At 30.2% G+C, this 12,845-nt stretch carries 12 protein-coding genes; 5 read left to right on the plus strand and 7 right to left on the minus strand.

Annotated elements, in window-relative coordinates; translation table 11 throughout:
• Window positions 1–56: 56 nt before the first annotated feature.
• From der to pflB, 5 genes are read left to right on the plus strand one after another with little or no spacing between them, the layout of a single operon-like run.
• Complete coding sequence (der, locus tag AJN60_RS03115) at window positions 57–1,439, plus strand: ribosome biogenesis GTPase Der (protein ID WP_070285863.1); 1,383 nt, start codon at window positions 57–59, stop codon at window positions 1,437–1,439.
• Window positions 1,426–1,923 (plus strand): shikimate kinase, encoded by a 498-nt coding sequence (locus tag AJN60_RS03120; protein WP_002861145.1) that lies wholly within the window; start codon window positions 1,426–1,428, stop codon window positions 1,921–1,923. Before der ends, AJN60_RS03120 begins: the two co-directional genes overlap by 14 nt.
• Complete coding sequence (gene trpS, locus AJN60_RS03125; RefSeq protein WP_070285864.1) at window positions 1,920–2,879, plus strand: tryptophan--tRNA ligase; 960 nt, start codon at window positions 1,920–1,922, stop codon at window positions 2,877–2,879. The genes AJN60_RS03120 and trpS overlap by 4 nt, the downstream gene beginning before the upstream one ends.
• A 10-nt stretch (window positions 2,880–2,889) precedes the next feature.
• Window positions 2,890–4,125, plus strand: coding sequence for a serine--tRNA ligase (gene serS / locus AJN60_RS03130; protein ID WP_070233640.1), 1,236 nt, complete (start codon window positions 2,890–2,892; stop codon window positions 4,123–4,125).
• 9 nt (window positions 4,126–4,134) lie between these two features.
• Window positions 4,135–6,597 (plus strand): motility protein PflB, encoded by a 2,463-nt coding sequence (gene pflB / locus AJN60_RS03135; protein WP_070285865.1) that lies wholly within the window; start codon window positions 4,135–4,137, stop codon window positions 6,595–6,597.
• Window positions 6,598–6,627: 30 nt separating this feature from the next.
• Here the strand turns inward: pflB and AJN60_RS03140 are convergent, their stop codons facing one another.
• From AJN60_RS03140 to AJN60_RS03170, 7 genes are all read right to left on the minus strand, one after another.
• Window positions 6,628–7,263: a hypothetical protein gene (locus AJN60_RS03140; protein WP_002860276.1), complete on the minus strand. Its 636-nt coding sequence runs from the start codon at window positions 7,261–7,263 to the stop codon at window positions 6,628–6,630.
• 97 nt (window positions 7,264–7,360) lie between these two features.
• Window positions 7,361–8,803, minus strand: coding sequence for a pyruvate kinase (gene pyk, locus AJN60_RS03145; protein ID WP_070283007.1), 1,443 nt, complete (start codon window positions 8,801–8,803; stop codon window positions 7,361–7,363).
• 48 nt (window positions 8,804–8,851) lie between these two features.
• Window positions 8,852–10,198, minus strand: a complete 1,347-nt coding sequence (locus tag AJN60_RS03150) for an FAD-dependent oxidoreductase (protein ID WP_002870795.1) — start codon at window positions 10,196–10,198, stop codon at window positions 8,852–8,854.
• Window positions 10,199–10,316: 118 nt separating this feature from the next.
• Window positions 10,317–10,946 (minus strand): type III pantothenate kinase, encoded by a 630-nt coding sequence (locus tag AJN60_RS03155; protein WP_002870796.1) that lies wholly within the window; start codon window positions 10,944–10,946, stop codon window positions 10,317–10,319.
• Entirely contained in the window at window positions 10,933–11,223 is a 291-nt protein-coding gene (locus AJN60_RS03160; RefSeq protein ID WP_070285866.1) for a tram-like protein, read from the minus strand. Before AJN60_RS03160 ends, AJN60_RS03155 begins: the two co-directional genes overlap by 14 nt.
• Window positions 11,220–12,218 (minus strand): hypothetical protein, encoded by a 999-nt coding sequence (locus AJN60_RS03165; RefSeq protein ID WP_070285867.1) that lies wholly within the window; start codon window positions 12,216–12,218, stop codon window positions 11,220–11,222. The genes AJN60_RS03160 and AJN60_RS03165 overlap by 4 nt, the downstream gene beginning before the upstream one ends.
• Window positions 12,215–12,793, minus strand: a complete 579-nt coding sequence (locus AJN60_RS03170) for a hypothetical protein (protein ID WP_070243270.1) — start codon at window positions 12,791–12,793, stop codon at window positions 12,215–12,217. The genes AJN60_RS03165 and AJN60_RS03170 overlap by 4 nt, the downstream gene beginning before the upstream one ends.
• Between the last annotated feature and the right edge of the window lie 52 nt (window positions 12,794–12,845).

The following is a 12,845-nucleotide window of genomic DNA, read 5'->3' on the forward strand; positions in this document are numbered from 1 at the left end:
CTTAATATTAAGCCAAATTTTATATAATTTTAAAAATATAATTTTCTAGGAAAAAAATGCAAAGCATTATACTTATAGGTAAGCCAAATGTTGGAAAATCAAGTCTTTTTAATAGAATGGCAAGACAAAGAATAGCTATTACAAGTGATATTTCAGGCACAACTAGAGATACAAATAAAACAGAAATTCATATTCATTCAAAAAAAGCCATGCTTATTGATAGTGGGGGGCTTGATGAAAGTGATGAACTTTTTAAAAATGTGAAAAAAAACACTTTAAAAGTAGCTAAAGAAAGCGATATCATACTTTATCTAGTTGATGGGAAATTAGCGCCTGATGATGAGGATAGACAGTTTTTTTATTCTTTAAAAAAACTTGGAAAACCTATAGCCTTAGTGATTAATAAAGTAGATAATAAAAAAGATGAAGAAAGGGCTTGGGAGTTTGCAAATTTTGGCGTAAAGGAAATCTTTAATCTTTCAGTAACTCATAATGTAGGCTTAGATGAACTTTATGAATGGCTTGAAAAATTTTTACATGAAGAGTTTTTAATCCCCGATGAAGAAGAAAATTTAGAAGATTTTTTAGAGCATTATGAAGAAGGAAAAGAAATTCAATTTAAAGAAGTTGATCAAAATCATATCAGAGTGGGTATTGTAGGGCGTGTAAATGTTGGAAAATCAAGTCTTTTAAATGCTTTGGTTAAGCAAGAACGCAGTGTTGTAAGTTCTATCGCAGGAACTACTATAGATCCTGTTAATGAAAGTGTAGTTCATAAAGATAAAGTGATAGAATTTGTTGATACTGCAGGTATTAGAAAAAGGGGTAAAATTCAAGGACTAGAACGCTTTGCACTAAATCGCACGGAAAAAATTTTATCTCATTCTCAAATAGCACTTTTGGTTTTAGATGCGCATGAGGGCTTTAACGAGCTTGATGAACGCATTGCTGGGCTTGTGGCTAAGCATTATTTGGGTGTGATTATTGTTTTAAATAAATGGGATAAAAGTGAGATGGATTTTGATAAGACTGTAAAAGAATTGCGTCTTGATCGTTTTAAATTTCTAGCTTACGCACCCGTGATTAGTGTATCAGCTTTAAGTGGAAAAAGGGTGCATGTTTTACTCGATAAAATTTTGCAAATTTTTGAAAATTTTACTCAAAAAATCCAAACTTCTAAGCTTAATACCTTGATAGAAAATGCTACAAGAGCACATCCTTTGCCGCATGATTATGGGAAATTGGTTAAAATTTATTATGCAGTACAATATGACTTAGCACCGCCAAAAATTGCACTTATTATGAATCGTCCTAAGGCCTTGCATTTTAGCTACAAGCGTTATTTGCAAAATCAAATCAGAAAAGAATTTAATTTCGAAGGTGTGCCTTTAGTGATTGCTTCGCGTAAAAAGGGCAGTAAAGAAAATGATGAAAGTTAAAAATATCGTTTTTATAGGATTTATGGGTTCTGGAAAAAGCACTTTAGCAAGAGCTTTAGCTAAGGATTTAGATCTTGTTTTTTTAGATAGTGATTTTTTAATAGAACAAAAATTTAATCAAAAAGTCAGTGAAATTTTTGTGCAAAAAGGGGAGAATTTTTTTAGAGAACAAGAGCAAAAAATGGCTGATTTTTTTAGTTCTTGTGAGAAAACTTGTATTGCTACAGGTGGGGGCTTTGTTAATGTTTCAAATTTAGAAAAAGCAGGTTTTTGTATTTATTTAAAAGCAGATTTTGAATATTTAAAAAAGCGTTTAGATGAAAATGAAATTTCTAAAAGACCTTTATTTTATGATGAAATTAAAGCAAAAAAATTATATAATGAGCGTTTAAGCAAGTATGAACAAAAGGCAAATTTTGTTTTAAATATAGAAAATAAAAATATAGATGAGCTTTTAAGCGAGATTAAAAAGGTGATAAAATGAGAGTATTAACAGGCCTTCAGCCAAGTGGCGATTTGCATATAGGTAATTATTTTGGTGCGATTAAACAAATGGTAGATGCGCAAGAAAAAAGCCAAATGTTTATGTTTATTGCTAATTATCATGCCATGACTTCTTCTCAAGATGGAGAAAAAATTCAACAAAATTCCTTAAAAGCTGCTGCGGCTTTTTTAAGCCTTGGTATAGATCCACAAAAGAGCGTTTTTTGGTTGCAAAGTGATGTTAAGGAAGTTATGGAGCTTTATTGGATTTTATCGCAATTTACTCCTATGGGTTTATTAGAGCGTGCGCATAGTTATAAGGATAAAGTTGCTAAGGGGCTTAGTGCTTCACACGGACTTTTTTCTTATCCTGTTTTAATGGCGGCAGATATTTTGCTTTTTGATACGCAAATTGTCCCTGTGGGAAAAGATCAAATCCAGCATGTTGAAATCGCACGCGATATTGCCTTAAAAGTTAATAATGAATGGGGTGAAATTTTTACCCTTCCAGAAGCGAGAGTTAATGAAGAAGTAGCTGTAGTTGTAGGTACTGATGGGGTAAAAATGAGCAAATCTTATCAAAATACTATAGATATTTTTAGCAGTGAAAAAATCTTAAAAAAACAAATTTCTTCCATAGTTACAGATAGCACTGCTTTAGAAGATCCAAAAGATCATGAAAACTGCAATGTTTTTAAAATCGCAAAGCTTTTTTTAGATGAAGCAGGGCAAAAAGAATTACAAATACGCTATGAAAAAGGTGGTGAGGGTTATGGACATTTTAAAATGTATTTAAACGAGCTTGTAAATGCTTATTTTAAAGAAGCAAGAGAAAAATACAATGAGCTCTTAGAAAAGCCTTCGCATTTGAAAGAAATTTTGGATTTTGGTGCGACAAAAGCAAGAAAAATTGCCCAAGAAAAAATGCAAAAAATTTATGAAAAAATCGGACTTTAAGGAGTAGAAAATGCTAGATTTAAAAAATTTGCAAAATAATTTTGATGAAGTGGCTAAAAAGTTAAAAAATAAAAAAGTTGATGAAAATATCTTAAAAAAACTTGCTGAACTTTTTGCAAGTTTAAAAAAAGAAAAAACAGCTTTAGAAGAATTTCAAGCTTTTCAAAATAAATTCAGCAAAGAGCTTGCTACAGCCGAAGATAAAGAAAATTTAAAAGCAAAATTAAGCGAAAATAAAAGCAAAATTAATGAGCAAAGCGCTAAAGTAAATGCTTTAGAAAATGAGCTTGAAGAAATCGCTCATGCCATCCCAAATATCCCTGATGAGTCTGTGCCTGTGGGTGAAGACGAAGATGAAAATGTGGAGCTTAAAAAAGTTTTAAATCCACCTAGCTTTGATTTTACTCCAAAAGAGCATTTTGAATTAGGAGAGAGCTTAAATTGGCTTGATTTTGTGCGTGGGGTGAAAATTTCACAAAGCCGTTTTTGTGTGCTTAAGAACGAAGGAGCTTTATTAAGCCGTGCTTTGGTAAATTATATGATAGATTTTAATAGAAGTCGTGGATTTGAATTTGTTAATGTACCTTTTTTGGTAAATGGTGCTACTATGTTTGGGACAGGTCAGTTGCCAAAATTTAAAGAAGATATGTATAAGGTAGATGATGAGGATTTGTATTTGATCTCAACTTCTGAAATTCCAGTAACCAATCTTTATAGTGGAGAAATTTTAGCTAGTGAAACTTTACCTATAAAAATGACTTGTTATAGCGCTTGTTTTAGAAAAGAAGCAGGCAGTGCAGGGCGTGATACAAGAGGTATTATAAGACAACACCAGTTTGAAAAAGTAGAGCTTGTAAGTATCACTAAACCTGAGCAAAGTGATAGCGTGTTTAATGAAATGCTTGAGTGTGCAAGTGATTTACTCAGTTCTTTAGGTTTAGCGCATAGACATTTGATGCTTTGCACTGGAGATTTGGGTTTTAGTGCGGCAAAAACTGTGGATCTTGAAGTGTGGCTTCCCGGACAAAATAAATATCGTGAGATCAGCTCGGTTTCAAATTGTCGTGATTTTCAAGCAAGACGCGCTAAAATTCGCTATAAAAACGAACAAGGAAAAAATGAACTCGTCCACACTCTTAATGGCTCATCTTTGGCAGTAGGAAGAACCTTGGTAGCGATTATGGAAAATTATCAAGACAAAGAAGGAAAAATTCATATTCCTGATGTTTTGAAAAAATATTTTTAAAGAGTATAGATGGCTGAACAAGAAGATATAATACTAGAAAAACCCGAAGATGGCTTAAATCAACCAAGACTTGATGAGAGTTTAGAGGGATTTAAAGGGCAAGAGGGGCAAGCTCCAGAAGATGAAGAATTTGCATCATTGCCAGAAGAATTACCTCAAGAAAATAGTGAAAGTGGTTTTAAATTTACAAGAGAAAGTGCGCCTGAAGATGTATCAACTTTTGAAGAAGTTGAAAGTCAAGAGCCTACGCCTTGGTATAAAGATCGTAAGTTTATGTCTCTTGTGGGTTTATCTTTGGGGATTATTTGTATTTTAGTTTTTACACTTTTTTATTTAACTTTTAGTGAAGGAAAAATTAAACCAGATATTATAGCTTCTAAGCCTTTAGAACAACCTGTTGTTATGCCTGATGAATCATATAAATACAATGATATGCAAAGAATTGATGGTATGATCCAAAAAGCAAATGCTTTATATTTAAAGGGTGAGGTTGAACAGGCTTTAAAAGTTTATGAGCAAGTTGCCGTATATAATGAATCTTTATCTAATTATAATTTAGGCGTTTCTCAAATGAATGAGAATAAATTCCAAGAAGCTTTTGAAAGCTTCAAGAAAGCTATAGCCAATGGAGAAAATCAAAGTGTAGCTGCTATCAATGCTGCTGTTTGTGCTTTAAAGCTTAATGATAAGGAAAAATTTAGATATTATATTGATTTAGCTCAAGTGTATCTTCCAAAAGAAGGAAAATCAAAATTATATGATTATTATTTAAGCTTGATTAATTATTACAAAGGATATTACCCTGAGGCCTTACAAATGTTGCAAAGAACAGATGTGGAGCCGTATTCTGATGTTGCAAAGTATTTGTCTGCTAAAATTTATGCAAAAATGGACTTTGATTCCAAGGCTATACAGCAATTAAATTCTCAAGGCAATTTTGAATCTAGTTTATCTTTAGGTCTTTTATACGCTAGAATAGGAGAATATGCTAAAGCTAAAGTCGCTTTAAGTACAGCGATGAAAATTGAAAGAGATTTTAATCAAAGTTTAGCGGCTTTAACATTGGTTGATATTAAAACAGGAAATTATCAAGATATGTTAGCGCGCTTACAAAATTCTTATGATAACGATAAAGATAGATATAAGATTTTAGATACTTATAAAATTCAAGTTCGTTTAAATAAGGATCTTTTTAATATAGCAGTTGCTCAAAATTCTTTTTCAAAAGATTTGCTAAAAAAACAAAAAGATCAATTCGATTTGCTTTTTTATTTTGCACCTTATCAGGTTTTTGATAGTAAGCAGGCTGCTTTATATATTAAAAAAGCTAATGTTACAGATTTCGTTGATGATAGTGCTGATGCGGGAGTTTATCTTAATACAAGCAAGGCTCTTTCATCTACCAATGTAAAAATTGCCAATATTATTAACTATGCATTAAATCAGAAGTTACGCCTTGCTAACCAAGAATTTCAAAAACTTATCAAGGATTATCCAGAACATAGTATTTTACATTATAATTTGGCTTTAACCTATGCCCAAATGCAAAATTATGAACTTGCTTATAAGCATTTTTCAAGTTCATATCATCTTAATCCTAAAAATTACTTAGCAGGTGCTTTTGCTATGTTTTGTGCAAAATTAATTGATATTGATACAACTAAACTTTACAATGAAATTCTTGATAATATAGCTGCTGATTCTAATTTTAAAGCTAATATGCAAAAAAGTATGTTGTTTTTAGTTAATAATGATTATATTTCTATGCTTCCTTATTTAGATGAAACAAAAAAAGACACGCCTTTGAGTTTGATTTTTGAAGCTATTGTTGCTAAAAATAATAACCTTAATAATCAAGTAGATGTGAAAATTGCTAAATTGCGTTCAGAGTTGCCTGAAGATATTTTGGCAAATATTTTGTATTTTAATTCTTTAAATTCAAATTTAAATATTAAAGAATATGCTCAAAATGCTCAAATTCATTTTAAAAATTTAAAACTTGATTATCGTAGTGTTTTTGGTGGGCCAAATATAGCTAGGGAATTTTATGTTAATTTAATGCATATTGCAGGGCTTTTAAATTTAGAAAGACAGAAATTTAAAGAGTTGATTAATGTTTCAGGAGCAAAAGATGAGGGTATTTTGCAAACTTTAGCTTATTTGGATATTTTTGCACAGCAATACGAGGAGGCTTATGCGCTTTACAATTCTTTGATTGATGATTATGGAGCTAAAGATACTAAAACTTTATTTTTAGCAGCCGTAGCAGCCGTAGGTGCAAATAATCCAAATTCAGCTATAGCGCTTTTGCAGCTTTCTAAACTTACAGATAAAAATAACAAAGAAAGTAAAGCAGCTCTTGGTATGTTGTATCAAGAAGTAAAGAACTATGAAGCTGCGATATCTCAGTATAAAACTTTACCTAATAATTTTAAGAGTGAATTTTTTACTTTTGATATTAATAACAACTAAAAATGCTTAGAAATTTCTAAGCATTTTTAGTTAAGCTTGAAGATCTAGAGTTTTTCCGCCTAGTTCATCAATGCGATCGCTAACTTTTTTAAGTGCCGCATCTATTGTATCTTGACTGATTTGAGGAAGTTCTCCACCCCACATTTTTTCTGCTTGCTCAAATCCTTTTTTCATACCTTCAAGACCTTTTTTCAATTTTTCAACATCGTCGCCACCGCCTTTAATAACAAAATCCGCGATGCGATTGGCTGTATTTTCCACTCCAAAAAAACCATCTTCACTTACAAGTTGTTGAAGTTCATCTGTATTCATATCAAGTGGATTTTTGCCACTGTAGCCTAAGGATGCAAAATCAATATTTGTAAGTATAGATTTCGCAGTATCTAAATTGGCACCATTTAAAAGACTATCTAGTCCAGTTTGGGCATTGCTCGAACCTATTACAGCATTCATTGTTTGCTGTTGAAACTGAACTAGGTAAATTTGTGTAATGCCCTTTCCACCAAGTGCATTTAATTTTTCAAGGGTATTTTTATCTACATCCTTGCTAGAATTAGCACTTTGAACATTTTTGTCTTTTGTGTTTTCCTTAGCATCATCTGCCTTCTTATTGCTAACTTGTGTTTGTGCCATGCTAGCGATATTTGAAAAAGTATTCACTTGCATATTTGCTCCTTTGTGTGAGGCTTTAATTTATATCGACTTTTGACTTAAAAAATTTATAAGGACATTAAATTCCTTATTTTCAAAGGAATTTAATGTTTTATTGTAGATAATAAGTAATTTGCTCTTTATTGAGAATGCGGATAAGATTGCTAGTACCTTCTACTCCTGTTGGAAAGCCTGCAGTTAGAAGATAGCATTTGTCTTCATCCATAAAACCTTTTTCAACACTTGATCTTACAGAGTCTTTTAATAATTCTGTAAGTTCATTACTTTTGTTAACCAAGATCGCAGGATTAACTCCCCAAACTATACTTAAAGAGTTTAAGGTTTTTTCAGAATGCCCTACTGCTATGATTTCTATATTTGGACGATATCTTGCAATCTTAATAGCAGATTTTCCGCTACTTGTTAAAGAAAAAATAGCATCAGCGTTAAGATCTGTTGCAAGATGAGCTGAAGAACGCATGATTTTATCTGTATTGTCTAAATCATTAAAATCATTAAATTTGTTATATGGATAGCGTTTTTCTGTTTCTATTATAGTTTGGCACATTATATCAACAGCGTTTGCAGGATCTATACCAACGGCGCTTTCTTCACTTAGCATTACTGCATCTGTTCCATCTAAAACAGCATTTGCAACATCTGAAATTTCAGCTCTTGTGGCGGTTTTGCTTTTGGCTAATGAAAAAAGCATCTGAGTTGCAGTAATAACAGGCTTAGAGGCATTGTTTGCTTTTTGTATAATTTCTTTTTGGATATTAGGAACTTTATAATAAGGTACCTCAATACCTAAGTCTCCTCTTGCAACCATTATACCATCGCTAGATTTAATAATCTCATCAATATTTTCTACTGCATCAAATTTTTCAATTTTTGCAAAAATGGATATTTTTGCGTTATTTTGTGCTAAAATTTCACGAACTTCATCAATATCGTGCGCATTTTGTACGAAAGATATTGCTAAAAAATCTACTTCATTTTTTATACCCCAAAGTAAATCATTTTTATCTTTTTGTGTAATAACATCAATATTGATTTTAGTGTTCGGAAAATTAATACCTTTATTTGAGTTTAAAAAACCATCATTTTCTATAATGGTTTCAATTTTTTGATCATCTATGCTTACTACTTTAGCACGAATTGATCCATCGTATAGATAAATATATTCATCAATTTTTAACATATCTAAAATAGATTTTTGATTAATACTGATTTTATAATGATTTTGAGCAATCTTCTCCCCTAAAATTGTTTCACGATAAAAATCAATTCTATCACCCTTTTTTAATTCAAATGGTTCTTTAAGTTCGCCTGTACGAATTTTAGGACCACTAATATCTTGTAAAATTCCAATACGAGTATGCAATTCTTTAGCTACTCTTCTTATGGTATCTAAGTTTTTTTTATGATACTCATGTGTTCCATGAGAAAAGTTTAAACGGAAAACATTTACACCATTGATAATCATTTGGCGTAGAATTTCTTCCTTTTCACTTGCTGGACCTACTGTGGCTACAATTTTTGTTTTTTTAAGCATAGCAAACTCCTTTTGAAATTATTGTAGCTAAAAATAGAAACAAAATGATTACAATAATTCTGAAGAAAATTTATCTTCGTTAAATTCCATTCCTAAGTAATTACATATAAGTTTTGCGTCTCTTTCAGCATTTCCTAAACAACTTGTTGCCCCAGGACTTGGAGTCATATTGAAAATAATACCAGGGGTTTCTGTGATGCTTGCTTCACCTAGCATTAATTCTCCTTTAGTTTTATCAATAACTTGTGGTCTTACGCCTCCAAAACCTTTTGCATAATAAATATCACTTGCTTTAAGACTTGGGACTATTTTTTTGGCATCTTTAACAAATAAGCTTTTATCAATAAAAGGTAGTTCAAAAAGATAATTATAAAAGATGTAATTTCTAATTGTTGCATCTTTAAACATATTAAAAGTTACTTTTAAAACAGTTTTATCAAGTTTTAGTGCTTCAAAAAATTCTGGAACTGATTTTAGACCATGATAACGTTCTAGTTTTGGAATAACAAGTGCGGTAGGTCCAAAGCGAGTGTTCATATCAGCAAGCAAATCAGGATCTCCATGAAGAGCTGCAAATGGAAGTTTAGGATTTTGCACCATATAAACCTTACCGTTTAAAAGTTTTTGTTTGGTTAAATAAAAACTTCCTGCAACAGGCCAACAAGACTTATCCATACCTAAGTTCATTTTATGTGCTAAATATAAAGAGTGTGCCCCAGCATTGACAACTACGCTTTTGGCATGGTATTCTTGATGATTTGAGGTTTTTAATATAAAAATATCTTCCTTTTTTTCTATGTGAATAATTTCTTGATTAAAGGCAACAAAAGTATTTTTATTTTGTTTTTGCGCTTGTTCTATTAGATTTATACTCATTTTCCCAAAATCTACAGTTGTAAAAACCTCGCCGCTTTCAACACCCATGGCACAGATATTTTCAGGTCTATCTTGATTGCAATCTTCTCCTAAAACAACCTTGGGTTCAATTTGTTTGATTTTTGCTTTATCGAAAAATTTTATATAAGGATAAAGTTCTTTAAATTCTTCATAGCGTTTTTTCATATAATCACATTCTATATCTCCAACAGCTAGGGCCATTTTTTGATGAGAAAACATGAAATTATTTTGCGCATTTTGCATGAGTCCATATTTAACTATCATATCAGCTGTTCTTTTTACTTTTCGCGCTTTTTCTAAAGTATAATTGGTTTCAATATCTCCACAATGAATGGTTTGAGAATTACTCGTTCCCTTAGAATTTAATGTTGCAGCTGTATTATATTTTTCTATCAAAGCAATATTTTTAATATTTGTATATCTTGCAAGCTCGTAAAATAATGCTGCTCCTGAAATTCCAGCTCCGATGACAAGCACATCAAATTCTTGTTGGCTCATTGTTTTTCCTTTTTTTATTTTAATAAACTTTTTTCTAAATAGAAGTTTAATTGAATTTGTTTTACAAAAAGTTAAATTTCATTAAGGTTTGATATCAATGAGAATTTTTGTAACATTTTTAATAAAGTAAATTGGGATTTTCTTTTATAATCTTTTTCATTCCTCGAAAGATTAAAAGTTTATCATAAATTGCGTGATCGAAAAAATTTGCTAAAAATTGTCCATCTCCACCAGTGAAATAAAGCTTTTTATTTTGAGTGGCATCTTTTATCAGTAGGTAAATTCCTTTAAAAACACCATAACTTAAAGCATCCATGGTTTTTTGCGGGAATGCATCAAGACTAACTTGAGTGTTAAATTCACTTTTTAATCGTGGTGAAATATGGCTATAAATTTTTTTATAATTTGCAATACCTGGCAAGATAAAACCACCAAGATGTATAGAATTAGAAATAATATCAATTGTAATAGCACTACCTGCATCTACAACAACTCCATCTTCAATAGTATAACAAGCTGCTATGCGATCGATTCCTAATCCTTGATAAATTGTATCAAATAAAAAATAAGGTTCAAGATTGATAAAATTTTTTTGATTTTTTAAATGTTCTTTGAGATGCTCATTGACATTGATATAAAAAATTTTTTGTTCATTTTTAAATTCTAAAAACTGATCTATACTAAGAGTAAAATATTTGTTATCATCTAGGAAATTAGCATTTGAATTCCCAATGTCACAGAGCAGCATAGATATTAAATCCTTTCATTTCTAGATGATTTTTTGCTTTAGAGCAAAGAGAAGCCATGCTAAAAAAATATTTGTTATTTATGTTAATTTGCTGTGCTAGATTTTCTAAAAATAAGGCATCTTTCATTAAAAATTTTGTTTTTCCTGTATACATAAAAAGAATGTTATTTTGATCTTTGGCGCAAATATAACTTTTTTTTCTAGTCAACATACTTAAGTCATAGAGCTTTAAATTTAATTTTAAAGCCTTTATTGTTTGTTCTAAAATTTTTATCATAGCAAATCTAAAATTTTATCTCCGTAGTAAAATTTACCATTCCCCATGAAAGAAATTTTATCAACAGCTTCTGAAAGTTTAAATACTTGCGTATTATCTAAATTTAGATTCATTTTGATAAGATAGCCTGTTTTTTCAAAAATATATAAATAATTATTGTATATATTGCTTTTTACAAAAATAGCAAATTCAAATTTTTTTTCCGCAATTTTTCTTAAGTTATAATCAGTTTTAATAATAGTGCCATCTTTTTCTAGAATAAAAATACTATCATCACTAAGTGCAACATCTTTTATGTCAGCGTCAAGATAAAGAGTTCTAGCAGGGCTTACAACAATGATTTTTTTAGCTGTTGCTGCTATAAGTTTATCTCCGATTACGCTTAGATGGATTACATTGTTGAAAAAATTTTCTGCTGAAATAACCACATCTTTAATGACTTGAAGATTGTTTCTTGAAAGAATTAAAATTTTGCCATCCAGCGTTGGATATACGATGATATTGTCTAAAAATATAGGATTAGCGGTACGACTATCTTGAGCTGGAGCTGAGGTTAGGGTTTGACTGAATTTAATACCCAAAGAACGATTTGCAAGAACTATAGTATTATTTGCAAGTACTAGGGCTAAATCATCTCCATTAGAAGCTACTCCTACAACACTAGCGTCAAATTGAAAATTATAAATTTCATTATAGAAATTGTCAAAAATTTTTAAATTTCCATTATTATCTGCAGTAAAATATTCCCCATCTTGATAAGCTAGAAGCATATAATTTTTAGGAAGTTTAAACTTGTCTATGGAAATATTATTTTTTAAGATAGCGGTATTATTGCCAAGTTTTGCAGAAACTAGATTCCAATCAACAATTTTACTTTGTAAATTGCTATTATGACTTAAATCTCCATCGGTTTGTTTTGGTTCAAAATATTGTCTTTTGGTGCCACAAGCACATAGAAATATTAAACAAAATAGTGTTAAAAATATTTTTTTCATTGTGTAATGCCTTGATAATGTTTGAGATTTTTAGCTATTTGATTTAAACTTGAATTTTCTTTTATCTGAGAAAGCAAAACATTAGCTTCTTCGATTTTATTTTGCTCTAAAAGTTTGTAAGCTTCTAATAATTTATCATAATTTTTTAAAAATATCGATTTATCTCCTAAAGATAATGCGATAATATTTTTAAGTAAAGTGTTTGTTTGAGCATTATTATAAATTTGTTTTAGTTCATTTTGGAGAGTTGTATTATTGAAATCATTAATATTTTCTTTTAGTAAAAAGATAGCGTAAAGATTGGTATTTTTATTTTTAAGTTGTTCTAAAAGATTTTTATTGCTAGGATCTTGTATTAGATTGGCATAAATTTCATTTGCTTCTTTTGTTTTATAATCGTTTATTTTTGAGATTATAAAATTTCCAGCAAACCAAGCAACTAAAATTATCACAATAGCAGATATGTAAAATTTATACTTGCGTATAAATCTCTCTCCTTTGATAAAATTTTCTATAAATTGTTCTTCTGTGTTAAGTTCGTTTTTAACAGCTTTTAAATTATCTTTTAGTCCCAAAATTTATCCTTGAAAAAAATATTTTTATTTTTGTATAGAAAAATTATGATAT

This window comes from Campylobacter sp. BCW_4323, assembly GCF_001763115.1.
Taxonomy (GTDB): Bacteria; Campylobacterota; Campylobacteria; order Campylobacterales; family Campylobacteraceae; genus Campylobacter_D; species Campylobacter_D jejuni.